This window comes from Streptomyces sp. NPDC002817, assembly GCF_053592055.1.
The window spans coordinates 1-24,480 of record NZ_JBSFUY010000045.1 but is presented as its reverse complement, the minus strand read 5'-3'; the positions used below and the strand labels follow the sequence as shown (position 1 = coordinate 24,480).

Annotated in this window: 22 protein-coding genes and 6 pseudogenes; 11 read left to right on the top strand and 17 right to left on the bottom strand. The window is 68.4% G+C overall.

What is annotated here, in order from left to right; translation table 11 throughout:
• The first annotated feature begins 60 nt into the window (after window positions 1–60).
• The 5 genes and pseudogenes from ACWD3I_RS44280 to ACWD3I_RS44260 all read left to right on the top strand — a co-directional run.
• Window positions 61–246, top strand: coding sequence for a hypothetical protein (locus ACWD3I_RS44280; protein WP_451084367.1), 186 nt, complete (start codon window positions 61–63; stop codon window positions 244–246).
• 87 nt (window positions 247–333) lie between these two features.
• Window positions 334–486: a hypothetical protein gene (locus tag ACWD3I_RS44275; protein ID WP_365404155.1), complete on the top strand. Its 153-nt coding sequence runs from the start codon at window positions 334–336 to the stop codon at window positions 484–486.
• A gap of 233 nt (window positions 487–719) precedes the next feature.
• Window positions 720–2,105 (top strand): IS4 family transposase, encoded by a 1,386-nt coding sequence (locus tag ACWD3I_RS44270; RefSeq protein WP_365404158.1) that lies wholly within the window; start codon window positions 720–722, stop codon window positions 2,103–2,105.
• Window positions 2,106–2,113: 8 nt separating this feature from the next.
• A complete protein-coding gene (locus tag ACWD3I_RS44265) occupies window positions 2,114–2,668 on the top strand; it encodes a hypothetical protein (RefSeq protein ID WP_365404161.1) in 555 nt (184 codons plus the stop codon).
• A 32-nt stretch (window positions 2,669–2,700) separates the two neighbouring features.
• A pseudogene (locus ACWD3I_RS44260) lies at window positions 2,701–2,805 on the top strand (IS5/IS1182 family transposase); the annotation flags it as partial.
• Between the two features lie 253 nt (window positions 2,806–3,058).
• On the opposite strand, the gene ACWD3I_RS44255 reads toward ACWD3I_RS44260, so the two are convergent.
• A complete protein-coding gene (locus ACWD3I_RS44255; protein WP_365404164.1) occupies window positions 3,059–3,841 on the bottom strand; it encodes a helix-turn-helix domain-containing protein in 783 nt (260 codons plus the stop codon).
• A gap of 238 nt (window positions 3,842–4,079) precedes the next feature.
• Complete coding sequence (locus ACWD3I_RS44250; RefSeq protein WP_365404167.1) at window positions 4,080–4,997, bottom strand: helix-turn-helix transcriptional regulator; 918 nt, start codon at window positions 4,995–4,997, stop codon at window positions 4,080–4,082.
• A 230-nt stretch (window positions 4,998–5,227) separates the two neighbouring features.
• Between ACWD3I_RS44250 and ACWD3I_RS44245 the strand changes: the two genes are divergently transcribed.
• A complete protein-coding gene (locus ACWD3I_RS44245; protein ID WP_365404170.1) occupies window positions 5,228–6,064 on the top strand; it encodes an MFS transporter in 837 nt (278 codons plus the stop codon).
• On the opposite strand, the pseudogene ACWD3I_RS44240 reads toward ACWD3I_RS44245, so the two are convergent.
• From ACWD3I_RS44240 to ACWD3I_RS44205, 8 genes and pseudogenes are all read right to left on the bottom strand, one after another.
• Window positions 6,000–6,725, bottom strand: a pseudogene (locus ACWD3I_RS44240) (ISL3 family transposase); the annotation flags it as partial. The gene ACWD3I_RS44245 and the pseudogene ACWD3I_RS44240 sit on opposite strands and share 65 nt — an antisense overlap.
• Before the next feature lie 279 nt (window positions 6,726–7,004).
• Window positions 7,005–7,288 (bottom strand): annotated as a pseudogene (locus ACWD3I_RS44235) (IS5/IS1182 family transposase); the annotation flags it as partial.
• A gap of 262 nt (window positions 7,289–7,550) precedes the next feature.
• Window positions 7,551–10,361, bottom strand: coding sequence for a glycoside hydrolase family 2 TIM barrel-domain containing protein (locus ACWD3I_RS44230; RefSeq protein ID WP_365404173.1), 2,811 nt, complete (start codon window positions 10,359–10,361; stop codon window positions 7,551–7,553).
• 563 nt (window positions 10,362–10,924) lie between these two features.
• Window positions 10,925–11,431 (bottom strand): annotated as a pseudogene (locus ACWD3I_RS44225) (alpha-L-arabinofuranosidase C-terminal domain-containing protein); the annotation flags it as partial.
• Window positions 11,432–11,446: 15 nt separating this feature from the next.
• Window positions 11,447–11,752 carry a hypothetical protein gene (locus ACWD3I_RS44220; RefSeq protein WP_365404179.1) on the bottom strand — a complete coding sequence of 102 codons (306 nt, stop codon included), beginning with the start codon at window positions 11,750–11,752 and terminating at the stop codon, window positions 11,447–11,449.
• A gap of 735 nt (window positions 11,753–12,487) precedes the next feature.
• Window positions 12,488–12,901, bottom strand: coding sequence for a hypothetical protein (locus tag ACWD3I_RS44215; RefSeq protein WP_365404182.1), 414 nt, complete (start codon window positions 12,899–12,901; stop codon window positions 12,488–12,490).
• 565 nt (window positions 12,902–13,466) lie between these two features.
• A complete protein-coding gene (locus ACWD3I_RS44210) occupies window positions 13,467–13,802 on the bottom strand; it encodes a hypothetical protein (protein WP_365404185.1) in 336 nt (111 codons plus the stop codon).
• 237 nt (window positions 13,803–14,039) lie between these two features.
• A complete protein-coding gene (locus ACWD3I_RS44205) occupies window positions 14,040–14,552 on the bottom strand; it encodes a hypothetical protein (RefSeq protein ID WP_365404188.1) in 513 nt (170 codons plus the stop codon).
• A 161-nt stretch (window positions 14,553–14,713) separates the two neighbouring features.
• On the opposite strand from ACWD3I_RS44205, the pseudogene ACWD3I_RS44200 reads away from it, so the two are divergent.
• The 3 genes and pseudogenes from ACWD3I_RS44200 to ACWD3I_RS44190 form a co-directional block, all read left to right on the top strand.
• Window positions 14,714–15,049 (top strand): annotated as a pseudogene (locus ACWD3I_RS44200) (helix-turn-helix domain-containing protein); the annotation flags it as partial.
• A gap of 233 nt (window positions 15,050–15,282) precedes the next feature.
• Window positions 15,283–15,978 carry a hypothetical protein gene (locus ACWD3I_RS44195; protein WP_365404191.1) on the top strand — a complete coding sequence of 232 codons (696 nt, stop codon included), beginning with the start codon at window positions 15,283–15,285 and terminating at the stop codon, window positions 15,976–15,978.
• Window positions 15,979–17,328: 1,350 nt separating this feature from the next.
• Complete coding sequence (locus ACWD3I_RS44190) at window positions 17,329–18,405, top strand: hypothetical protein (protein ID WP_365404194.1); 1,077 nt, start codon at window positions 17,329–17,331, stop codon at window positions 18,403–18,405.
• 265 nt (window positions 18,406–18,670) lie between these two features.
• Here the strand turns inward: ACWD3I_RS44190 and ACWD3I_RS44185 are convergent, their stop codons facing one another.
• Window positions 18,671–19,033, bottom strand: coding sequence for a hypothetical protein (locus tag ACWD3I_RS44185; protein ID WP_365404197.1), 363 nt, complete (start codon window positions 19,031–19,033; stop codon window positions 18,671–18,673).
• 661 nt (window positions 19,034–19,694) lie between these two features.
• Here ACWD3I_RS44185 and ACWD3I_RS44180 point away from each other — a divergent pair.
• On the top strand, window positions 19,695–20,090 hold the full coding sequence (locus ACWD3I_RS44180) for a hypothetical protein (RefSeq protein WP_365404200.1): 396 nt from the start codon (window positions 19,695–19,697) through the stop codon (window positions 20,088–20,090).
• Here ACWD3I_RS44180 and ACWD3I_RS44175 read toward each other — a convergent pair.
• A pseudogene (locus ACWD3I_RS44175) lies at window positions 20,065–20,402 on the bottom strand (DUF5063 domain-containing protein); the annotation flags it as partial. The gene ACWD3I_RS44180 and the pseudogene ACWD3I_RS44175 overlap by 26 nt on opposite strands.
• 68 nt (window positions 20,403–20,470) lie before the next feature.
• Between ACWD3I_RS44175 and ACWD3I_RS44170 the strand changes: the two are divergent.
• A protein-coding gene (locus ACWD3I_RS44170; RefSeq protein WP_451084366.1) for an IS5 family transposase occupies window positions 20,471–21,285 on the top strand; the annotation gives its coding sequence in 2 pieces (ribosomal slippage) (window positions 20,471–20,803 and window positions 20,806–21,285; 813 coding nt in all).
• Here ACWD3I_RS44170 and ACWD3I_RS44165 read toward each other — a convergent pair.
• The 5 genes from ACWD3I_RS44165 to ACWD3I_RS44145 form a co-directional block, all read right to left on the bottom strand.
• Window positions 21,274–21,723: a DUF5959 family protein gene (locus ACWD3I_RS44165; RefSeq protein ID WP_365404206.1), complete on the bottom strand. Its 450-nt coding sequence runs from the start codon at window positions 21,721–21,723 to the stop codon at window positions 21,274–21,276. The genes ACWD3I_RS44170 and ACWD3I_RS44165 overlap by 12 nt on opposite strands.
• Before the next feature lie 267 nt (window positions 21,724–21,990).
• Window positions 21,991–22,317: a hypothetical protein gene (locus tag ACWD3I_RS44160; protein WP_365404209.1), complete on the bottom strand. Its 327-nt coding sequence runs from the start codon at window positions 22,315–22,317 to the stop codon at window positions 21,991–21,993.
• Between the two features lie 338 nt (window positions 22,318–22,655).
• Window positions 22,656–22,997, bottom strand: coding sequence for a hypothetical protein (locus ACWD3I_RS44155; protein WP_365404212.1), 342 nt, complete (start codon window positions 22,995–22,997; stop codon window positions 22,656–22,658).
• Window positions 22,994–23,263, bottom strand: a complete 270-nt coding sequence (locus ACWD3I_RS44150) for a hypothetical protein (RefSeq protein ID WP_365404215.1) — start codon at window positions 23,261–23,263, stop codon at window positions 22,994–22,996. Before ACWD3I_RS44150 ends, ACWD3I_RS44155 begins: the two co-directional genes overlap by 4 nt.
• A 381-nt stretch (window positions 23,264–23,644) precedes the next feature.
• On the bottom strand, window positions 23,645–24,133 hold the full coding sequence (locus tag ACWD3I_RS44145) for a DUF3592 domain-containing protein (RefSeq protein ID WP_365404225.1): 489 nt from the start codon (window positions 24,131–24,133) through the stop codon (window positions 23,645–23,647).
• Window positions 24,134–24,480 lie beyond the last annotated feature (347 nt).

Genomic DNA, 24,480 nt, shown 5'->3' with positions numbered 1-24,480 from the left:
CCCTTCCGATGCCGCAGGCGACCGGCATCTCGCCGAGACCTGACCTTCGCCCGGGAGAATGTGGGCTGCCTACCGCCCGATCTGGGCGAGTTCGAGGTCGAGCAGGCACTGCAGATCTCGGAGATCCCCGGCGACGACGCGGAGATCGCCGCACTGACGCCGGGACTTGAGGACGCCAAGGACGAGGTGCTCCGAGATCGGACCCTGCGCCGGCGCCTGGGGTGCTCGCCATGCGCGAGGTGGTAGCGACCGTCCGCTGGAGTCATCGGGTATCGGTGCTGCGCGAGGAGGCCGGGCGCTGACGTGAGGCTGTCGTGATCGCCGAGTACTGCGATGCCCTGCAACGTCGTCTTGCTGGACAGCGTCGTCGTCCTTACGGTTCATCCGGGCACACAGCATCAGGGCGGCAAAAACCTGATTCTGCACGGGTTCCGCCTCGACGTCAGCGTGATGGATCAGGTCTGGCGCTTGCTCGGCGAACTCTGACAGGGCATCACCCTCCAGCAACACGGCTTCGAGATCGCCGTCGGTGAGCGACAGCGGCACAGGCCACGAGGTCGTGTCCCTTGATGTGCAACACCGTTGCGTTATGCCGTCCGGCATCTTGTCAAGTTCATGAACGAGAGGACGGGACCCCTGGTAGATCCCTGTGGTGTCGAGCCCAGAGATCGTCGTAACCGGAGGTCCCGTTGCCGCGGCATTCTGCCACCCCGCCACCCGTGGCGTCAGCTCATGATGTGTACGCTCCCGGCCACCTGGGAGAGTTGACGCAGGTCATCGACCCGCAGCTGGTTGACGCGGTCATCGAGGAGACAGGCTCGCGTGAGCGGCGCGTGCGGTTACTGCCTGCGCGGGTGGTGGTGTACTTCGTGTTCGCCCTCGCCTTCTTCGAGAGCTCGTCCTACCAGGCGGTGTGGGGCAAACTCGGGACGGGACTGCAAGGGATCGCGGTGACGCGGCCGTGCGTCTCCTCGTTGTCGCGAGCCCGACGCCGACTGGGCAGCGCCCCGCTGCGCCGCCTGTTCGAGGTCTTGGCCGGTCCGGTGGCCGCCCGGGCACAGGCCGGCTCCTTCTACCGCGGTCTGCGGGTGGTCGCGGTGGACGGCATCACCTTGAGCATCCCCGACGAGGAGGCAGTGACCTGGCACTTCCCCAAACACGGCGGTCCGGTGCTCGAATTCGGCTACCTCCTGCTGCGCCTGGTGGCGCTGGTCGAGCGCGGCACCCGCGCCCTCCTCGGCGCGGCCTTCGGCCCGGACACCACCGGCGAACTGAACTACGCACGCCGCCTGCTGTCCCACCTGGACGCCTCGATGGTGCTGCTCGCCGACGCCTACTACGACGCATACGACTTCCTGGCGGCAGTGACCGGCACCGGCGCGTCCTTCCTGCTGCGCTCGACCCGTAAGCGGCGCCCGACGGTGCGCCGCCCGCTGCCGGACGGCTCCTATCTGACCACCATCTGCGCCGGGAAATACCAGGCCGGGCGCGGTTACGGGCGACTCGAGGTACGGATCATCGAAGCCTGGATGACCATCGAGGTGGCCGACGGCACCCGCCGCACCGAGCTGTGGCGGCTGATGACCAGCCTCCTGGACGCCGAGAGCTACCCCGCCCACGAGCTGATCACGTTGTATCACCGCAGGTGGCAAGCGGAGACCTGCTACTTCTCGTTGAAGTCGACCATCCTCAACGGACGGGTGCTGCGCTCGCGGACGGTCCCCGGACTCGAGCAGGAGATCTATGCCCTGCTGACGGTCTACCAGGCGCTGGTGCCGACCGCGGACGACCTGGTCACGGCCCAGCCGGGCCTGTCGGCGGAGCGCGTCAGCCTGATCGTGCTGCTCAACGCCGCCGCCGACCAGATCGTGGCCGCCAACGGCATCACCCCGGCCGGTCCGGTGGACCTCGTCGGGGCGATCAGCCGTGTCGCCCTGGCCGGCCTCCTGCCGAAGGGCCGACGCTGGCGACTGAAGGCCCGCGTCCGCAAGCGCAACAGCAAGTACACGTTCACAACCGGCAAGCACCCCAGAAAAGCCCAGGCATACGCCCTTCACTTCGAAATGATCAAGGAAGGTGGCCTTGACGCCACCAACGGTGGCTAAACGCAACGGTGTTGCACGACAAGGGACGCCATCGACGGTTCGGCGGAATTCCGCTGCGACGGGACAAGAAGACGGTCATCAACGACCGACGGCTGGCCCCGGTCAACACCAAACGCAAGGAACTGGTCACCTGGCTTCTTGCCGGACGGTGCGTGTCCTGTGGGCGGATCGACGCGGTGGAAGTCCACCACGTCGCCAAGTTCTTCGATCCGCGCTGCTCCCAGACCTCTACGATCACTCAGGCTGCAGCGGGGAAAGTCGGCGATGTGGGGGACCTGGTGATGGAGGCATTCAAACGGGCGTTTTGGGCGGTTGATCGCAGTTTGGGGGGTGATCGGCCACCTACTCGGCCACGCGGGCGGTTCCTGCGCCATCCGGCACTCTGTGGGCTCGTCGGCGCTCTCTTCTTCGGCGGCCTCTGCGCTGTGGCTCTTGGGAGGGTGAACCTGCAGGTCACCCTTTACAGCTTGGCAATGGGCGTATTTTCGGGCTTTCTCGTCATAGCCGAACGGAAGCGTTTGGACCACTACGGCTTCCCATGGAGGAAGGGGCGCGACGACTGAAGGGTTACCTCGGGGAGTGAGATGATCTTGGCGTGGCTGGTGTGATCACGGCGTCGGAGCCCTCCTGGATAGCCGCGTTTTCCGGGCTGAGCCCGCGGCAGTTCGGCAAGCTGCTCACCGCGCTTCGGCGTGAGGGTGTCAGACAGCCACTCGTCCTTGGGCTGCACGTAGCCGGTGAGGTGGGTGAGGGTGCAGCCGTCGGCGAGCAGGTCGTCCGGGGCGTCAGTGTCGCCGTCGAGCGTTGCCTGCAGGTAGGCGTGGAAGGCTGTGGTGACTTCGTCGTGGGCGCTTTGGTCGGGGGACTGTTGCACGGTGGCTCCTGTTTGTTCGGCAGGTCGGTGGGGATCTGAGGCGCGTCGGCCGGGGTTTGTTGCTCCATGTGTCCTGTTGTCAGGAGACGGACCCGGTGCGTAGGGCCGCCAGGCCCGTCAGCAGCCACGGGGCTTTCCCGGACGTCGAGCCGGGCTCGGCGTGATGGACGACGAGGGTCTGGTCCGTGTCGCCGGGTAACCCCATGGCTTCGAAGGACAGGGTGAGTTTGCCCACCACCGGGTGCCGTAGCCGCTGGACGCCGTGGCCTCTGAGGCACACGTCGTGCCGGGCCCACAATCGTCGGAAGTCGTTGCTCTTCTTCGTCAACTCGCCGATCAGGGCGCCCAGTTCCGTGTCCTCCGGGTGTGTGCCGGCGTCCACGCGCAGGACGCTGACGACGTCCTGCATCCTGGCTTCCAGGTCGGTGAAACGGTCGCGTGCTGCAGGGCAGAGGAAGGCCAGCCGGGACAGGTTGCGCTCCCGGGGCGGGAGCCGGGACCAGTCACCGAACACGGTGGTGGCGAGCCTGTTCCAGCCCAGGACGTCCAGGCGCCTTCCGCAGACGTACGCCGGAACTCCGTCGAGCGCGTCCAGCAGTTGCTGGACGCCCGGCCGCAGCCTCTGTCTCTGCGGCACGGTGTGGCGTTTCGCGTGTAGTTCCGGCCGGGCAAGGTGGAACAGATGGGCGTGCTCGTCTTCACTCAGGCGCAGGGCGTGGGCGACGGCGTCCAGCACCTCGGTCGACATGGTTGCCCCATGGCCCTGTTCCAGGGGGGTGTAGTACGCGAAGGACACCCCCGCCAGCCGTGCGAGCTCCTCGCGGCGCAGGCCCGGCACCCGGCGTCGCCCGGAAGACGGCAACCCCACGTCCTCGGGTCTGAGGCGGGCCCGCCGGGGATCGGAGGAATTCCCGCAGTTCTGCGCGCCGGTCGAGTCCGGACTCCGAACTGCTGCCTATCGGTGGAGGCGGCGGCTGCGCGCTTGTGAGCGTGACGTGAGAGGGCATGAGGGTCCGTGTGGGGGGCCGGGTTCCGGGCTGTCAGAGGTTCGTGGGCATGCGTGTGACGTACGGCTTTTCCAGGGAGCGGGTCTCGTCCCGTCACGCGTTCTCGATGGTTTGGCTGTCGGGTGAGCGTCTCGGGTCGTGCTCGGACTCGGTGGCGGCCAGGTCGAGCAGGGTCAGCGTGTCGTGTTCGGGTGTGCCGGCCTCGGCGTAGTACACGACCATGCACTGGCCCGGGGTGCCCTGTAGTTGCATGGTCTGGTAGCCCAAGGTCAGGTCGCCGACCTCGGGATGATGGAAGGTCTTGCGCCCGTAGGAGTGGCCCTTGACGTCGTAGCGCTCCCACATGCGCGCGAACTCGGGGCTCTTGAGTGGGAGTTCGCCGACCAGTTGCGTCAGGGCGGGTGCGTCCGGCTCCATGCCGGCCAGGGCGCGCAGTCCGTTGACGCAGGTGCGGACCTGGCCCGACCAGTCGTCGAACAGGCCTCGGGCGGCGGGGTGCAGGAGGACGTAGCGGGCGATGTTGCGCTGCTTGGCCGGCCAGTCGTCCAGGCCGGGAAGCAGCCGCAGCCCGGCCGGGGTGTACGCCAGCACGTCGCCGGTGCGGCTGAACACGTGCGCGGGGTAGGGGCGCAGGCTTTCCAGCAGCAGCTTGACGCCGGGCCGCACGGTGGGGTTAGGCGCCGTTGGCGGCTCGGGTGTCGACCGGGCGGCGAGCGCGGTGAGAGCGCGCAGGTGAGCGCGCTCGTCCTCCTCCAGCTTGAGCGCACGTGCGAGGGTGTCGATCACGGACGGGCTGGGCCGGGTCTCCGTGCCGCGCTCCAGCCGCGCGTAGTAGTCGATGCTGATGCCGGCGAGCGTGGCCAGCTCCTCCCGGCGCAGTCCAGGTGTGCGGCGCCGCCCGCCGCCGGCCGCCAGGCCGACCTCTTCGGGCGTCAGCCGGGCACGGCAGGCGCGCAGAAAACGCCCCAGCTCCGTACCGCGGGTGCCGCCGCTGTGCTGCTCACGATCCATGTGTTCAAAGTGTGGGGATGCCGCGACCTGGGCGGAAGGCGCGTGGGGTGCCCTGACACAGCACCGAACGCGGCTCCAGGGCACAGCCCGGCCTGCCACATCTCGCCGCCGGCCCGCACGCTTGACGAGCGTGGAAGAGGGCCCTGCCCGCGCGGCCGACAGTGTGGTCCCGCTCTCCGGTGTCCGGCGCTTCCCTTCGTTCCATCCGTCACAGAAATCGAGCTGTTCCCATGTCTGCAAGTCAGAATCCTGCCGGTGCGCCGACGCCCGATCCGCGGCGCTGGAAGGCGCTGACGGTCATCGCGATAGCCCAGCTGATGGTGGTGCTGGACGCGACGGTCGTGAACATCGCGCTGCCGCACGCCCAGGCGGACCTGAACATCTCCGACGGCAGCCGGCAGTGGGTGATCACCGCCTACAGCCTCGCCTTCGGCGGTCTGCTGCTGCTGGGCGGACGGATCGGCGACCTGTGGGGCCGCAAGCGGGCCTTCATCATCGGCTTGGTCGGTTTCGCCCTGGCCTCCGCGCTCGGCGGCGCCGCCGTCAACCTCGGCATGCTGCTCGCCTCCCGCGCCCTCCAGGGCGTCTTCGGCGCCTTGCTCGCCCCCGCCGCTCTGTCCCTGCTCACCGTGGCGTTCACCGAGGCCAGGGAGCGTGCCAAGGCGTTCGGTATCTTCGGCGCCATCGCCGCGGCAGGCGGTGCGGTCGGCCTGCTCCTGGGAGGTGTGCTCACCGAGTACATCAACTGGCGCTGGTGCATGTACGTCAACATCGTCGTCGCCGTCGTAGCAGCGGTCGGTGCCACCGTCTACATCAGCGACTGGGGAGACAAGCGCAACCTGGGTCATCGCATCGGGAGCGACCGGAGTCGGAGACCGCGTGCACCGTCTCGAACAGCCGCTTGGCGTGGCGCCGGGCGGGGCTATCGGCGGCCTCGGGCTGTTCTGCCGACGGTGGTGAGGCCGGTTCGGCGTCAGGCACTGCGGCGGACAGGCAGCCGCGATGGGCGGCGGCGATGTCCGAGACCCGTTTGGAAAGCCCTTGCCAGAGCTGGAAGCGATCGCTGACCTGCACCGCGTTGGGGGCTCCGTCGGTGATGCCCTGCCGGTAGACCAGCGAGCCGTCCCGGCACACCACCTCCACGCCAGGATGCATGCGCAGCCAGGCGGCCAACTGGCCGGCATCGCGCCCAGCCCACAAGTCGATCGGCAGCCGCGTGTCGGCATCCACGAGCAGCGTGCCGTAGACGTCCGCGTACAGGGCGAAGTCGTCCACGCCCAGCACGCGCGGTGTCGCGGCCGACGGCAGCCGCATGCGCATCAAGTGGAACAGCACGCTCGTCCGTGAGAGCGGCGCCTTCAGGATGCTCAGGAGCCGGGCGCCGCCGCGGCCGGCGAGCAACACACCAGCCGTCTCGACCAGGTGCTGCAGCAGCGGGCTGCGTCGCTGGTAGCGCGCCGTCAGCCCCTTGACCTGCTCGGCGAATGTCCGCCGAGTGCAGTTGGGGCCGTCGCAGTACAACCGCCGCACCGACAGTCCGATCAGCACCGGGCGGCCACCCACAGCGACGTCGGCCAACGTGCGGAGATACCGGCTGTGCACCCGTTCCGACTCGCAACCGCAGTCCGGACACACCACCATCAACTCCCGGGTGCGGGCCGCGATGCGGACTACACCGCCCGCCGACCACACCCGTTCCACCTGCACCGCATCCAGGTGCGGAGACATGATCCGTACGAGGTCATCACACTCGCTGACACTGCCGCTACCCGTGACGGAGCGTTACCGGCGCACGGTGGCACACTTGAGCTTCACGGAAATCTTGCCAGGGCCACGATCATTTGTACGCGGACAAGTGCACCCACTGCGACCGCCGACGAGCCGCCGGCACCGTCACGTCGCAGCACAGCGAAACCTCTTCAACCGCCTTATGGGCATGCTCTTCCACTGCCTCCAGAACGGTCACGCCTAGGACGAAGCGATCGCTTTCCCGCAGTCCTCAGCGGGCCTCAAGGCGGCGGCTTGACGCCTATCCGCGTGGGATGTCTTGTCCGCAGCGACAGCGCCGGGCCGGGTGCGCGGGCGGCCGACCGGGCCACGCACCCTGATGCCCTCCAGCACCGGGTCGAAGCGGGGGCCGTCGGCGGCCTGTCCCGGGGTGAGGACGAACGACAGGGGCCAGCACCAGCGTTCGGCCGCGAGGTGGGTCTTGCTGGTCAGCCCGCCCGGGAACGGCCCATTTCAGCCGCACGGAGCCGGGCTATGCGCCGCCGCCGTAAACGCCGCCGCTCCTCGCACGCCACGTCGTCGCCGACCTCGCCCGATGGGCTACCGGTGCGATTTGCCTGTTTCGATAGCTTGGGGCCTGCTACGTGGGCATCGGCCCAGGGAACTCCGGGTTGTTCACGTTGCCGAGAACGTCCTCGGCACGGCTGCTCATCCAGGTGCGTGCCGCCTCGACGAGCTCCGCGGTACTGATCAGCCCCACGCGCAGCCGTGTGGGATGGCGGCTCAATGCTGTCCGCGATCCGAGACGGTAATGGGGGAGACGCGCTACTGGGAAAACGAGAAGTACAGCGTCCGGCCGTAGTCGCCTGTCGCCGTGGTGGGGGCGCCGCTGGGGCCGAGGGCGCCCGGCGGGTCGAACTTGGTGCCGATCGCCGGGATGGCGTCGAGGAAGGAGAGGTCGCCCTTCGGGAAGGGCGGCGCGGTGTGGCGGGGGTCGGGTCCGAAGCGGGGGGTGAAGAGGCGCAGGTAGAGGTTCTCGTCCTCGGAGACGACCGTGATGCGTCCGGCGGTGGTGTGCAGGGACGCCCAGCGGACGTTCGCGTGGTAGCCCTTGAACTCCGGGTACACCCAGCCGTCGGCACCGGTCGCGGTGTCGTTGTACTGCTTCGTCCAGACGTCCGTCGCGACCCCGCGCAGCCGGTTCTTCCACACCCTGTGGGGTCCGTGGCCGAGCCAGGTTACGCCGGTCACCTGCGATTCGGGATGGTCGAAGCCGACGCCGAGGAAGTCGTGCTCGCCGGCGAGGTGGTAGCGGTAGTCCAACTGCAGCCAGCCGCTGGGATGCAGGCACCACCGGACGTGGCGCAGGACGCCGGAGTACTCGGCCTCCGCCATGTAGCCGTTGCCGTCGGGCCCGCGCGTCAGGCGGGTGAGGTCGGCCGTTCCGGTGGTGGGCAGCGGGCCGCGGGACAGCGCGAAGTCCGTCCCCCGGTGGGTGACGCCGGCCAGCATGCCCGTCGTGGCGTCGAGCGTAACCGTGGTGTGGCGGGATACGAGGGTGAGCCTGTTGTCCGTGAGGGAGCCGCGTACGCCTGGTCCCGGGCCCGTCCGTACCAGTCGTCGAGCCTGGTCGGCGGCCGACGCGATGGTCCAAGTCCAGCTGCGGATCTCGCGGCCGTCGGCATCGGTGACGGTGAGCGCCAGGGCGTCGGCGCGTCGCCGGCCGGACGGCAGGGGCAGGCGCAGCACTCCTCGCGCGCCGGGCTCGATGTCCGGCGCGGAGGCGGTGCCCTGGGCGCGCACCGTGTGGCCGTCCCGTCGCTGCGAGGGGGTGCAGAAGTCCAGAAGTCGCCAAGTGAACCGGCACGTGCGGGTGTTGGTGAAGGCGTAGTGGTTGGTGAGGCTGATCCGTCCGTCGAAGTCGTCCGGCAGGCCGGAGGCGAACCGCTCCGGCTCGGAGAGTTGTACGGGCGACCAGATGTCCCTGATCGTGTAGAAGCTGGCCTCCTTCTCGCGGAAGGGGCCGAGGATGCCGTCGGGTGCGGCGTTGCCCGCCACGTCGATGGCGCCGCCGAGGTCGTCCCGCACTATGCCCTCGTCGATCAGTGACCAGAGGAAGCCTCCGGCGGAGAGCCGTTCACGGCCCATCAGCTTCCAGTAGTCGTCGAGGCCCGCGCCGGCGCCGCCGTCGTAGAGGCCGTGGAGGAACTCGGTGGGCATGAAGACGTCGCCCTGTTCCTGGAGGATGCGGCGGGTGCTGTCGTAGTTCTCGTAGTGGTCGGTGTTGATGCCGCCGAAGTTCGCCCAGGGGTGGAGAACGGTGCGCCGCTGGGGGTCGTGGCGGGCGTAGTCGTCGTCGAGGGCGGTGTTCCAGCCGCCTTCGTTGCCGTTGCACCAGAACAGGATCGAGGGGTGGTTGACGTCACGGGTGACCATCTCGGCGACGAGGGGTCTGCCCGCCGCCTCGTCGTACGACTTCTGCCAGCCGGCCAGTTCGTCGAGCACGTACAGCCCGAGTTCGTCGGCGAGGTCGAGGAAGTGCGTGTCCGGCGGGTAGTGGGACATCCGGACCGCGTTCATGTTCATCTCCTGCATCAGGAGGATGTCCTTGCGGCTGATGCGCGCGCTGGTCGCCCGGCCGGACGTGGGCCAGATGGTGTGCCGGTTGGCTCCCTTGAGGATGACTTTGACGCCGTTGACGTACACGCCGTCGCAGGGGCGCACCTCGACGGTGCGGAAGCCGAACCTCTCGTCGACGCGGTGGACGGTGCGGTCGTCGGCGCGAAGCGCGACCTCGACGCGGTATAGGTGCGGGGTCTCCGCCGTCCACTGGCGGGGGGAGTCGACATCGGTCCTGAGGGTCACCGTCGTGGCGCCGGGAGCGACGGCCGCGGTGGCTGTGGCGCCGACCGGGCGCCCGGAGAGGTCGGTGACCTGGGCGACGAGACGGTCGGCGGAGCCGGTACCCGACAGGTGGGCGTCGATCCGCAGCGTGCCGTCAGCGCGGGCGTGGACGGCGATGCGCTCGATGTGCTGGAGCGGGAAGGCCTCCAGGTGGACGGGGCGGTAGATGCCGCCGAAGTTCCAGTAGTCGCCCAGGCGTTCGGCTCGGTTGACGGAGTCGTCGGTGGACTCCTTGCTGACGGTCACCTCCAGGAGGTTGTCCCGGCCCGGACGCAGCTTGCCAGTCACCTCGTGCCGGAACCGGTAGAAGCCGCCGCGGTGGATGGGCCCGGCCGGCTCGCCGTTGATCCACGCCTCGGTCTCGGTCATGGCCCCTTCGAAGACGAGGAAGACGCGTCTGTCACGCCAGTGGTCGGGGGGCGTGAAGGTGTGCCGGTAGCGGCCCTTCTCCTCCGGGCGCAGATTCCACCCGTAGTTATAGGTGCCGTATCCGTGGAACTCCCAGTTGGACGGAACCGGGATGCTGCCCCAACTGCCGCTGCGACGCCCGCTGGTGCACAGGAAGTCCCAGTCGACCGGGTGGTCGGCGTCCTCTCCGGACAGATACAGGCGCTCGGTGCGCGTGGAGACGTCCGTTCCGTCGGCCGTCCCGGCGGCCCGGGCCGAGCCCGTGGGAAGGCCTCCGGCGCCGGCGGCGCCGAGGATCAGAACGCCACGACGTGAAATTTCCATGACATCTCCAGCCTTCAGGGAGCCATCGAGGAGGGAACGACGGGACGCGCGATGCAGTCGGCGGGGCCCGGTCGGAGCTCACTGTCGAAGCGCTTCCGTGCCTAACGCCGCAGATCAGAAACGCACTCGAAACGAAGATGACCCTAGAAGTCGAAGGGCATCGAACGCAAGAGGGCAGCAGAAACACAGGCGCCTCCGGAAGCGCGCAGCGCCGGGGCCGCCGACCTCAGTGGCCGCCACGGCCGAGGTGCGGGGCTCGCTTTGCTGCACCGCGACCGGGCCTTCGAGTGCACCGTTGCCGTCAACGGCCAGGCGCTCCCCTGGTACGGCCCCGAGGCCCGCGAATGAGCCAAGGGCGTGTACCGGCCGTCGCGGGGAAGTCGCGGCCATGGGCCGTAGAGCCCGTGCAAGCGCCATCGCTTCCCAAGCTGAGAGCGTGAGTTCTCAATTCGTCACCCGCTCCACGAAGAAGGCTCCGAGAGCGGGTTCGAGGGATGCGGCCAGCCTTCACTGGGCACTGAGACCGGTTCCAGTGAGGACCCAGCCAGGGGCGGTCACGGTGCTCAGCCGAGGGCGATGGCGGCCCACGACACTGGTGGCAGTTCGACGATGAGCACGCCGTCGGCCAGTTTCGCGGTCGTGTTCGCCGCCGGGGTTACGAGGTTCTGCTCCTTGAGTATGTTCTTCGCGTACACGTCGAGGTCGGCGAGCGTGACCGCCTCGGTGACCTGCGACGAGCCGAGGCCACGGACGTCGATCGCGACCTGCGCGGGCTCGTGCAGGTCACGGTTGACGAGGAAGACCGCGGCCCGGTCCTCGTCCACGGTGGCGACGGCGTCAATCAGGGAAGCCTCACCGTGGCGCGCCGTCTCGTACACGGGCGCCTCGATCACGGGCCAGATCACCTCACCGGAGGCGAGCTGGCTGGTGATCGAGAACGGGTAGACGGTCGTCTGCCGCCAGGCCGGGCCGCCGGGCTCGGTCATGATCGGCGCGATTACGTTGACCAGTTGCGCGAGCGAGGCCGAGGTGACGCGGTCGCTGTGCTTGAGCAGCGTCATCAGCAGGCTGCCGTCGACGACGGGTCAGCCAACGAGTAGACGTCCTCCAACTGCCGGGGGCGTGCCGCCACTCCACGTTGACCTCGTCGACTCCGCGTGCTCCTTTTGGTAGCAGACGTTGACGGCGGCGAGCAGAAGGCCGACGACGTACAGCAGCGGCAAGGACAGCCATCGGAGGTACGCGGCGAGCGGCACGCACAGCAACAGGACTCCGCCCACCATCTTCCCCCAGGTCAGCAATGCGAGCTTGCGGTGCCGGTCGACCAGAGCCCCGCCGAGAAGGACCGTCACTGCGGGCGGGAACCGCTGGGCGGCGTAGAGCACGCTCATCTACAGCGGCGAGGCCTGCAACGTGATCAGGGTCAGGCTCGGCAGAGCGACGGAAGTGACCGCGCCGCCCAGCACGCCGACCGCCAGCCCGTGGTTGTACCGAGTGAGGTCGCGGTTGACCGTGTCCTCGGCGGCACCGAGGCCGAGGATGGGGCAGAACGGGGGAGTGGCTCATCGGAAGCCGTCACGCACAGCCTCCTTCGGCACCGTCCAGGCGGATCCGTACTCGTCCGAGGCCCAGTGCTCGCCGCGGCGACGGCCGCCCGGTGCTCATGCCGGCGCCGTCGGAGCCGGCACCGCAGGACTGGAGGAAAGGAAGTTCGCCGACTTGGCGGCCAGATGCCGGTCGAGGTATTCCGCGGCGTCGTCGGGGCGCATGCGGGCCAGGGCGACCAGGGCCGTGATGACTACATCCGCGACTTCCGCATGCGCGTCCTCCCACGACGCGGTCGCTTTGCGGGGGTTGGTGCCGCGGGCGCCGATGACCGCCTGGGAGGCTTCCCCGGTCTCCTCGGCGATCTTGAGGACTTGCAGGCTCCACTGCTCCTCTTGGCCAGGCCGAGCGCGGCGTCGTGTTCGTTGAAGCGGCGGGCTAGTCGGTGGATGGTGTCCCAGACAGTGCTTTGCACGGTGTGGTGTCTCCTTCAGGGAGTACGCGGGGGAGGCCGGTGGTGCGGCTGACGCGATTGTTGGCGTGGAGGCTGCGCGTGACCGCATGAAGGACGGTCCATACGATCACCGGAGGTCTGCGGTGCCCTTGAGGTCGTCTGCTGTGGTACTGGCCGGAGTGTTGTTGTCCAGGGCGGGCCAGTGGAAGACCAGCCGGGAATCGGCCTTGCCCAGCACATGGCCCGCGGGCAGGTCTTGGTCCGCCGTGTCGGCCGGGTGCACGGTGAGGCGGGGGTAGCCTGCGCCGTGGACGGTGGTGTCCCAGTCGCGGACCCGGGCGGCCATCCGCTGGGCGAGGCCTTCGCCAGTGGGGCCGAAGGCGTGGACGATGAACTCGCTGCGCCGTTCGGTAGGCGTGTGCCCGTCCTGGACCAGGACGTGGGTCAGGTATGCCAGAGACTCTTCACGCACCAGGGCGGCCGCGTCCGCGCCGCGCGGCACGGCCGCCAGACCGCCGTCGCGCTCGCGGTGATCTGCCATTGCAGCCATTGGCCAGGAGCCAGACGAACGGCGGGCGGGCGCCGATTGCGTCGTGGCATGGTAAACAGGCTCACCTCTGGTGGGTCTACGCGCAGCAGCCCGTCGACCTGGCGGAGGATCGTCCCGGGTGCCGACAGATCCTGCACCTGTGTACGAGGCTCGAAGGAATCGGATTCCCCCATGGCGACCTCGTGGAGGCCAGTACTCATACCGGAAGGCAGCAAGAAGGCTGTTGGGGCGGCGTTTCTGCGCGCAGCTTCAGAGCCGCCGCGCGACTTCTTCGTCCACGACGTGCACACCCGCTGAACGACGACATCCATGGCGCCAATCATCGGGCGTGACGCAGCACTGCGGCCACAGAGTTGCGTGTCGCGCCAGCACCGTGCCAGATACCTCGGGGAACCACGGGAACACCGGTCATCCGCCCGGAGACAGCCTCAGCGGGGGACGCCGCGCAGTAGCAGGTCAGAGGGGACTTGTCGGCCCCGTCGATTCCAAGCTCCCCAAGGGGATGACGCTGCGAGTACGAGGTGGGCCCACGCCACATCAGAGTGATGCTGGTAGGTCAGGTGTCGTCGGTGATGGGTGTGAGGGTGTCGAGCCAGACGTCGAAGACGAAGCGTGTGCTGTTGGGGCCGCCCTCCAGCCACCAGGTGCTGACCGTGGCGACGTCGTCATCGATCTCTTCGATCGTGCACTGGATGCTGGTGGGGCAGGGGTAGCGAGCGGTCGGCTGCAGCTCTCCGCCGAAGTAGACGGTTTTGCCGACCAGTTGGTGGGGGCGCTCGTAGACGTCGGCGAACTCCACCAGGATCAGGCCCGGGAACGGATCGTCGGTGAGCCAGCAGACAGCGGTAGCGGGCAGTTCGCAACCATCACCCTCGCCCAGATTTGTCCCCATGCCCGCACACTACCCATCGGCTGTCGCACGGCACTACCGGTTTAGCGGCACCTCACCCCCATCGCTCAGGAACCCCAGAGTGAGAACCCTCTCGCACGGATACCCCCGACACGCCATCGTCCATCAACGTCCACGAGTGTCCATAACTGTCCACGACGAGGGGCGCAATTGCCAGGATCGGTCACGACTGGAGCGGAAGGTGGGAGTGGTGAGGGCCTTCGTCGCGTCGTGGAGTGGTCAGTTGTGTGTGCCGTACCAGGTCCAACGTGAGGACTCGATGCCGGGCTGGGCGTAGCGGGTGGAGTAGACGGCGTCACCATTCGCTGAGGTACGCAGGTGGCTGGCCGAGAGCCAGGGGCTGCTGGTGATCGTGTTGCTGTCAGCGCGCCAGTACTGTCCGTCATTGCCTGTGTCGCAGGGGCTCGTCCAGACGGCGTTCGTGTCGGTCTTCCAGTCCGTGGTGAGGCAACGGTCGCCGGTGACGTACCAGGCCTTCAGTTGGCGGAGGGTGATGCCGCTGGTGTTGTCGGTCCACGAATCACCCCAGTACCAGGCGGTTAACCCGTCACAGGGGCCCGACCAGACGTTGCTGGTCGTGCCGGAGTAGGTGAGGCAGTTGCCCTCGAAGGCGTTCTGGTACACCCAGCGGGTGGTCGCCGCGGACGCGGTGGACATCGCGCCCGCCACGGTGAGCATCAGGGCGGCGAACATCATGGGCAGCGTCAGTCTCAGAGTCTTCAGAGATTTCATGATCGCGAAAATTGGGAGATCCTTCAGAGTGGTAGATGCGGAGATCCAATGGACGGTAATCGTCGCTCGAGCCGAGAGGCCGATCAACGCTTTTCCGTGGAAGGGCGACACAGAGCCAACACTTGGTGGACTCATAGCACAGATCCGGCTCCTCGCTGCTCGTCCGGCGAGTCCGGCCCTGGCGGTTGCCGCTCGAGGACCGGGTGTTGCTGGTGGCGACGTACATGCGCACGAATCTGACGTTGCGGCAGGTGGCGCCGCTGTTCGGGGTATCCAAGTCGGCCGCGGACCGGATTTTGGACCATCTCGCACCGTTGTTGGCGATCTCACGAGCCCGCCGCAGACGGGAAGACACCGTCTCCATCGTTGACGGCACCCTGGTCCCCACGCGAGACCACAGCATCGCGGCCTCGAGCAAGAACTACCGGTACTCGACGAACCTGCAGGTGGTCATTGATGCCAACAGCCGCCTGGTGGTGGCCATCGGCGATCCGCTGCGGCTGTCTCAAGATCGCAGTCCAGTGTCCTGTTGATCTGCTGGATCTGGGTGATGGCGGTGTGCAGGCCGGAGCGGTTCCCGGCCGCGTGCTCGGTACGCATCAGGTCCTGGTAGGGCAACTCGGCACTGTCGTCGGCGCCAATGCCGGTCACGACGGCTCGCCTGGCCGTGCTGAGGTCGTGCAGCGGGTCACGTGGGTACGGCGTTCCGGCCGCCTCGTATGCTGCGCGGATGAGCGATCAGAGGATGGACGCGCCCGTGGCGGGTGGCGTCGGGGACGCGGCCGGGGCCGGAGTGCCCGCTCCAGGTGGGCAGGGCACGGGAAGGAGCGCCGGGGCGTCCGTACTCGCCACGCTCTGGGTGCTGCTGGTCGCCTGGGGGATCGCCGCCGGTAACACCGGTCTCGCCTACGTCACGCTGGGAATGGACTTCATTCCGATCGCGGCGGGCGTGCTCGGCTGCCTGGTTTTCGTGATCGTGCTGCGGCTGCTCCACAGGGCGTGGTGGCTCGCCGTCCTGTCCGTGGTCCCCGCGCTCTTCATTCTGGTCGGGTCCGTCCAGTACGCCCCCGAGGCGGCGCTCGAGCGACGTGGCGTCCGCGAGACCGTCACGATCACCGCGGACAGCGCGGCGGGAACGGCGAGCAAGAACCACCGGTTTACACTGGTCGGACCGGGCGGTGAACTCGACGAGACCCTTGAGTACCGGGGGAGCAACCCCGGTTACCGGGTGGGCGACCGCATCGAGATCCTCCGTGACCCGGAAGGCGCTGTCCCCCTGGAGGACGCCGTGGACGTCGACCCCGAAGGCAGGCTCGGCGGCCTCGTCACGGGAGTCGCCGCATGGACGGGCATGACGCTGCTCGCGGGCTGGCGCGGCCATGTGCGCCGACGGGAGAACCGCCGGGCGTGGAGCGGCACGATCTAGGAAGGCACGGGCGACGGGGGCCCCGTGCAGGACTGCGAGGTAGCGGTCGACCTCCCCGGCACCGGTCAGATACGCGGCCAGGAACTCCCCGACCGCGGACGGCAGATCACCGCCCGCCGGCACCGTCACCGTGTACGGCGACGGCGGCCTCTCGATGCGTGACGGGGACGCCACCACCGCAGGGGCGGCGGACACCGCGAACGAGGTCCCTGCGCGATCGGTGAGGACTGGCACTGCGAAGTAGCGCAACCGTCCGTCGGCGTACTGCGCAGCCGACACCTCGGGAAGATCAACATGGGGGGCCATCGACTGCGCAAGCCGGGCCTGCGCACTGCTCTCGTCCCCTGCGCGGCTGCGCAGCCACGCGGTGAGGAACACCGAGGCGTAGCCGGACGGGTTGCCCGGCGCGGCCGTCTTCACGGTGGCCGGCTTGGTCGCGGGGGCCGCACGGACCACGGTGGTGGGGCTGGCCACGGCGACGGCCAGCGCGACGGGCCCGGCCGCCATCACGGCCCACACGCTCAGCCGGGTCAGGCGGACCCGGCGCCGCATCTGCTGCAGCCGGGCCCCCGCAGCGGTCGCAGGAACAGCCTGCTCCTGCGCTGCCTGCTTGGCACGAAACATTCCGAACTCCCAGGTCAGAACCAGTCGTTGCTTCTGACCCGAGACAACCCGCTGCCCCAGACCACACCGCAGACCATGAAGGCCAGACCACGATTACGAAGGGGAGACAAACCCGTGGTATGGCCTGTGGTACGCCCAGACCACGAGCCGCACCACGACATTTCGCCCCCCCACGACGCCCTGCCTCGAGAGGGAACTTCACGCGGTTGCCGGGACGGCAGATGCGCGCTGCGCAGCCGTCTGAAGCGGTCGGGCAAGCAGTGGCGCGCGCCCGTATCGGCCGGGCTGCGCAGTCGGCTGCACAAGCCGGTTGCGCAGGAGCGCGCGCCGGTGCGCAGGACCCGACAAAGGCTGCGCAGTCGGCTGCGCAGGACGCGGGGCCCGGCTGCGCAGTCACTCGCACAAGTCGATTGCGCAGGATCTGCGCAGCGGTGCGCAGGACGCCGGCCGCGGTTGCGCAGTCGGTCGTGCGCACCGATTGCGCAGCCGTGCCGGGATGCGTGGTACGGCCCGGCCATGGGCGTACCAGGCCCGTCCAGAGCGCAAGTTGTCGGATCGTGACCGTTGGTCGGGGCTGGTGGTCGGCCCTCTGGTCTGGGGCGCCGGGTGAGCTGACGGTATGGATCTCGCCCACGTCTATTCAGTCAACGCTTCTGTTCGCTCCGCCCGCTCAGGTAGGCCGCAGAGCATCGGCGGCCGCGGGTGCATGGCGCGTGAGGGATTGCGATGAGCCGCTTCGGAGCGGGGATCCGTCGCGGGGTGATGGCGGCGGATCAGTTCACGCAGATTGCCAACGGTCTCTTCCGCGATGAGCGGCTGTCGTTCAAGGCGAAAGGGCTGTTCGGTCTGATCAGCACGCACCGGGACGGCTGGCAGGTGACGGTCGCGGACCTGGCGCGCTGCGGCCGCGGCGGAGTAGCGGCCGTGAAGAGCGGCCTCAAGGAGCTGGAGCAGCACGGCTTTTTGCGCCGGGAACGGACCCGCAACGAGGACGGCACCCTCGGTGCGGTCGTGTACTGCATCACGGACCTGCCGGGCCTGGAAAACCGCAGGTCGCAACCGGTGACGGGTTTTCCACCAGTGGATTACCCGGCGCCGGGTAATCGCCCCCTTAAGAACACCAACAGAAAGAACACCACTCAGCAGAACACCAGCCCCCTCCGTCCGTGCGAGCGCGGCGACGCCGCGCACACCTCCAGCGGGACACCAGCCTCGGACGCGTCCGCACCCGCGCCGCCGGCGGACGAACTCCATCCCGGCATCCAACTGCTGCTCGAACTTGCGGCAGCCCGGCCCGAACTGCTGCTGACCGGGCAGGCGCTGACCGATCAAGGCCGCATCCTCACGGTGATGATGGACGTCGGCTGGAGCCGCGAGCAGCTGCAGCACATCATCACTAGCCGGCCCTTGCCGCAGCCGGTGCGCACCTCCGTCGGCGCGATCATCGCCGCCCGCCTGCGCGCCGCCCAGGCATACCCGCCACCCGTCACCATGACCCCCCACCGCCACGACGACGTGCTCGGCGAGGAAGCGCCGTGGGAGCCGCCGACAGCGCGGACCTCCACGGCATCCGTCGCCCGCAGCGTGACCGAGGCCCTGACCTACCGGGCGCTCGTCGAATGCACCGGCTGCGGCAGGCCCGGCACAGCTCCAGGCGAAGACCTCTGCCCGACCTGCCTCGACTGGCCCCTATGCCACACCTGCCCCGGCCCCACCCCCCGCCGCGCCCACCCCGACAGCGACGGCCGCTGCCGCACGTGCACCTCCGCCCTTGCCCGCGCGCAGGAAGGACCGACGCCATGACGGGCCCCACATCGCCGATATTCCACTACCCGACCGCTATGCCCTCACGGGTGAAGGAACAAGCGCCGACCACGGCACCCAGACCCGCGAGCGCACCCGCGTCGCATCAACGGCCGGACCAGCGGACCAGCCCTCTGGCGGGGAACGCCCGTTGGGCCGGCTCCCGCCCGGCTTCGAGAGAGGGGCTCGGCCAACCCATGCACCTGCGCCACGCACGTCACTACTGAAGGGACCCCAGCCCATGACGCACAGCCAGAGCGACGACTCAGCCCGTGCCACGGACACCTATCTGCTCTTCGCGCACGAGGCGTACTACCCCGGCCCCGGCACCCAGGAGATCAACACCACCGTCGTCGCCGCCGACTCGCTGCTCCACCCGCAGGTACACCAGCCTGACGGCGCCCGGATGCACGCCCTCCTCACCCGAGGACGCCGGCCGGGGGAGATCATCCCGCTGTCCACGCTCACCCACGAACTGGGCGGAGGCGCCGACTGGCCGATCGTCGGCGACTGGGAGCGCGTCACCACCGACCTGCTCCACCTCGTTCACTCCGGAAACTGCGATGCCCTCAGCCTCGGCCTGCCCGAGATCGCACGCGCCCTCCTCTGCAACGGCCCGCATAGCCACGTACGCGCCTACGACGCCGCGGCAGACGACTTCATCGCCTACGGGCCCACCGACCGCGCCGCTGTCCTGACCGAGGTCGACATGTTGGTCACCGGCCTCGTGGCCGAGCAGAAGATGTGGCCCGGGGACGGCCTGCTTCCCCGATCAACTCCGGGACAACCAGGTGAGGTTCGGCTACGCGGCCCACGAATTTCGGCCGGAAGTACCGCGATTGCAGCGCTCTGCGAGGCTGCTGACCGTGCAGGGGCCAGAGAGCGGAGGCGGAAGGCTCGTCTGGGGCCGCGTTGTCTGCGGAGCCGAGTGCAGCGGCCAGCGCGTCGGCTGCAGCGGCTTCGCCGACAGGAGGCGTACTCACCGCAGGGTCGGCATCGCGCGCACGGCCGGCAAGATAGGCCAGTACCTCGTCGCCGCTGGCGAAGGTGCGGAACTCCTGCAGCCTGCGCAGGCACTCGTCGGCGTGCTCGACCCGCGCGAGATACTCCTCCAGGGCGCCCGTCCACACCATGCCCTTGACCGGCTCGCCATACGACCATCATGCGGGAGGACGCCGCCCGGCAGGGCCCAGGCGGGCACTTCCGCCCTGACATCTGTCAGGTACCCGCCCTGCAACGCCCCCTGGTAGGCATGAGACATGTCAAACAGAGCCAGGAAGGGAACCGTCATGAGGAACAAGCTCCGCAAGCTGCTGGCCGTGGCCGCCGTCGCCGCCGCGACCGGCACCACCGTGCTCACGGGCGCGACCGGCGCCTCCGCCGCCGCTCAGGCGGACTGGGCCGGCTGCCCGGACGGCAACGTCTGCATCTACGCCGAGGGCCGCTACAGCAACATCGGCGCCGGCGACGTCACCAACGAGTACTTCCGCTACGGCACCTACAACCTGTCGAACCAGGTCAACGAGCACTGGGTCCTGAACAACCAGAACGGCCCGTTCGAGGAGGCGTACGTGAAGCTGTGCACCGGTTACAACGGCACCGGCGACTGCAGCAAAGTGCTGGGTCCCGGCTACGGGGAGTACCTGAACCTGACTCCGATCAACTCGATCGTCCTGTACCGGTAATTCCCAGCGGTCCCGCGATCTCCTCCGCCATCACCCGGCCCGCCTCGAACTCCAGCGTCTCGTCCCCCATGGCCTGGTCGGTGTCGAGGCCGTCCAGTTCCTCCAGGGGCAGGTTCAGGCGGACATGGGCGACCACCGACTGCAAGGCCCTGAGCGTCGCCGAGCCGTGGAACCCCAGTTGGAGAAGTAGGAGAACTGCCACCACCACAGGGCCTCGGTGGTGCGGCCGGCACGGTAATGGGCCATGCCGTGGCGCAGGTCGGCAATGACGTCGGCGAGGTCGTCGGAGATCCGGGCGGGCACGGGGGCCTTAGAACTCCTAACGAAATGATCTTCGGGGTGGTTGGATCGTTTCGGGTGCGTTGATCCGGGGGTGTGAGGTGGCTCGGCCGAAGCCGTGGCATGTCGAGGACGAACTCTGGGCGGTGATCGAACCGCTGCTGCCGAAAGTCGAGCGTCGCACTCACCATCCCGGACGGAAGCGGCATCCGGACCGGCTGGTGTTCCAGGGCATTCTGTTCGTGCTGCATACCGGGATTGCGTGGGAACACCTGCCGCAGGAGCTGGGCTTCGGTTCAGGCATGACGTGCTGGCGGCGCCTGGCCGAGTGGACCGAGGCTGGTGTGTGGCCTCGGCTCCACGAAACACTCTTGGCAAAGCTCCGTAGCTCGGACGCCCTGGACTTCTCCCGGGCGGCGGTCGACGGCTCTCATATCCGGGCGTTAAAAGGGGCGCCAAGACAGGACGAAGCCCCGTCGACCGGGGCAGGACGGGCAGCAAGCACCACTTGATTACCGATGCCACCGGCATCCCGCTCGCCGTCACTCTGACTGGCGGCAACCGCAACGACGTCACTCAGCTCATCCCACTGCTTCAGGCAGTGCCGCCGGTGCGGGGCAAGCGCGGCCGGCCTCGGCGTCGTCCCGACGTTGTGCTCGGTGACCGCGGCTACGACCACGACAAGTACCGCCACCTCGTCCGCGTGCTCGGTGTGAAGCCACTGATCGCGCGGCGTGGCACCGAACACGGTTCCGGACTTGGAACTCAACGCTGGGTTGTCGAGCGCACCTTCGCTCACCTGCACTGGTTCCGCCGCCTGCGGATCCGTTGGGAGATTCGCGACGACATTCACGAGGCCTTCCTCAGCCTTGGATGCTCCCTCATCTGCTGGCGGAAGCTCCGCTCACTCCGGTGACAAGTGGTCATCCCAAGCACGGAGTACGGCGCCGAGTAGGCGCCGGTGGGTCGCGATCCAGTCGGCCGGTAGGTCAATCGGCACCCGAACGGTCACCATGGAGGCGAGATCGTCTTCAACCACCACCTCAGGACAGTCACGCTCGCTGCTGAGATGGATGAAGATGGACGGTCCACGCTGGACGTGCAACCAGGCGATGTCCTCGCCGGCCTCAAGACGATCCAGGGCATCGCCCCACGAAGTCAGCCGTGACCGCCACAGCGAGAGATTCACGCGTCCGGCGACGAATGGCGTGTCAACGACGACCTCCGCGGCGAGCCCCCCAGCCACACCCTGCAGAGCGCCGAGCACCGTGATGCGAACGCTGTTGCCCTCGTCGTCACAGAACAGCGCCAGATTCAGCTGCGCTGCCGTCTCCAAGTCGCGTCCCATCAGCATGAAGCGATCTTGACGCACGTCCGGTCAGCTGACCAACGACCCGGACCTGCGCCCACTCATTTCGTTAGGAGTTCTTAGCAAGAAGCAGCCGAGGATCCGTAGCGATGGCCGGTTCCGCGAAGCCGTACGGCTTCGCGGGGGAGGGGTTGGCTGACCTCTCCGTACCGGCCATCGTGTGGCGTCTGGCCCGCCGGGATTTCGTCGATCCCTTCAACCAGATGCCACGTCTGACAGTATCCCGCGCAACGGGGCCGCGGGGTGGGTGCCTCAGGGTGCTGAGGTGCGGCGGGCGGCGAGTTCCTCGAGGCGGTCTCGTTTCCAGCGTTGCTGGCGGGGGCGGCCGGCGCTGCCGCGGCGGTACTCGTATCCGTCGGGCTGCTCGAGCTCGGGCAGCAGTCCGTGTCCGAGCGCGCTGAGGAAGCTGTCCGCGTCCTTGTACCCGAGGATTTGGGCTGCTTCCCCGGCATCGGCCAGGTCCTGGCCGGCCTGGTCGGCGGCCGGGAGTACACCGCGCTGGCGGGCGGCGTCGACGACGGTCGCGCGGCGCCATTTCTTGCTGGCCCGGCCCTCCTTCTGGCTTGAGGGCCTCGGCATCCGCCCCCACCAGGAGTGGTTACTGCCAGAAGACTTCTTCGACGATGATCTGTGGGTCGGTCGTGCGGCGGATGAAGACGTAGCGCAGCCATCCGCGGCCGTGGTCGAAGTAGGCGATGTGCGGGCCGTCGGGCACGGTTGAGTGTGCGGGTTCCACCCAGCAGCCCTCGGGTAGGTCGGGCAGGTTGTCGATGCCGCGGAAGTAGGGGTCTTTGACCGTACGAGTTCGGCGCGGACGTCTTCTACCAGGGCGCGCACTGGCGGGGGCAGCGCATCGTGATCGGCGCGCACCGAGCGGACCCAGTCCATCTGCCACGGCGGGCCCATGAAGGCGAAGTTCACTGACCGGGCTCCGCCTTTGCGGCTTCACGGCGCAGATGGGCGGCCTGGGTCAGCAGCTGCAGGGCCTGTTCGTTGGTGGCGGCGTCAGCGGAGCGCTCTTCCAGCTCACGAACGTGGCGGTCGAGGTCAGGGTCGCGGGCAAGGGCGAACTCGGTCCACCAGCGGGCGAGGAAGGCCGGTACCGGAGTGGTGTAGCGGGGCTGTCCGATGGCGGCGTCCCAGTGCCGGTCGTAGTCGGCGAGCAGCTGCGGAGTGTGTTGAGCGATCGCGGCGCGCAGCGCTTTGGTGTTTCGCTCGGGCATCGGCGGGACGCCTGATGGCTTGGGTGCACTGGTCATGCCTCCTCCTCCTCCTCCTCGCTGGCGGTGTGTGCCTGCTGGGCCTTGTAGGCGAGGGTAAGGGTGGAGATGTGCTGAGGGGTGACATCCAGGTGGCGGGCGACGGCGGAGTTGCCTCCTCTGCCCAGCTCCACGGCGATACGCCCCGCGGCGTGCGCGAACGCTTCCTTCGCCTGCGTGATGGCTGCTTGCAGCTCATCGAGCTCCAGGCGCTGGGCCGGCGTGAGCTCGGCCTGCCGGGCGCGGACGCGTGGAGTGTCGCTCATGAGGAGAGTGTGCACTCCACCGTCCCTTAATTGCAACTGGAGATTGATATAAACGGGCTGGCGAACTCTGCTGCTCACTCCCGTCGGGAAGACAGAAGGGACACGTCTTGCTCCCGAACCCTGCGCGGGTGCGCCCGCCCTCGACGGCGTCCGGGCTGGACGATCGCGTGCCGCGGTCCGCGCAGCGTCAGCGGACGTCGGGGTGTCGCCCCGCACTTGCTCGACCTCGGCGTACAAGTCGGCCAGCCGCGGCCGCCGGCCGATCGACAGCAGCACGTCACGGCGGGAGGTGGGAGCATGAGCTTCGCCCGGGGGAATCGCGCTGCTGGGTGACCCGACCACAAGGGGATGGGCTGACGCTGGACCGGCGTGCCAGCCGGATTATGCCGCTCCAGGACTCGGGCCTGCGCGCTGCTGCCGCACCGCGAGTACAGCCACGACGACCGAGATCATCAGGAAGAACAGGGCGCCTGCGCCCGACATCACCACCGATGCGGCTGCCCCGCCGCCCCCGACATCCTCTTCACGGGCGACCACCTGTGGATCGTCTGTCTGGTACCGGACGGTGAGCGGGGTGCCGACAGGGTCCTTGCCGCCGCCGCTGCCTACCGGCAGATTCGCCACCACGGTCCGCCCATCGGCCTCGAACCTGACCTGACAGTCGCCCAACATGCATGAGCCGCTCGTACGCAGCGTCGCACGAGCCCGCTCGCCGTCCTGGAGGGAGCGTAGGTGCTGGGCCGCTGGAAACATCACCAGCGCCGACAGCGAGCCCAGTAGGAGCGCGAGGGCCAGCGAAATCAGTAGAGACGTACGAGGTCTCAAGCCACCGTTCTGCCGGTGCGCGCCGGAGACACTTGGGTCCGACATGCCGACCACGACTCTCACCATCCGATTCAGTTCGTGTCGAGGCGGCCTGCCACGTCTCACCCGTGGGCTGCACCTCGTTGCTGAACAGGGTAAAGAAGTCTGCCGAGTTGGCATCACGTAGTGATGCGGCACATGAGACACGGCCCGGCTGCCTGCTGTCGGCAACGAAGGGCGACGGAGCGGCTCCGGACATGAGGGCCGTGGTCTTCAAAAGCGTCAAAAACGTCCGAGGCGTCCAGGAGACGGATCGAGTGACGGCGGCCGTGGCAAAGTCCAGATGTGCGGCCAGCCGAGTCCAGGCTGATGGCCACCGGAATTCCAGGTGGATGGCCGTCTGACCAGTGGTG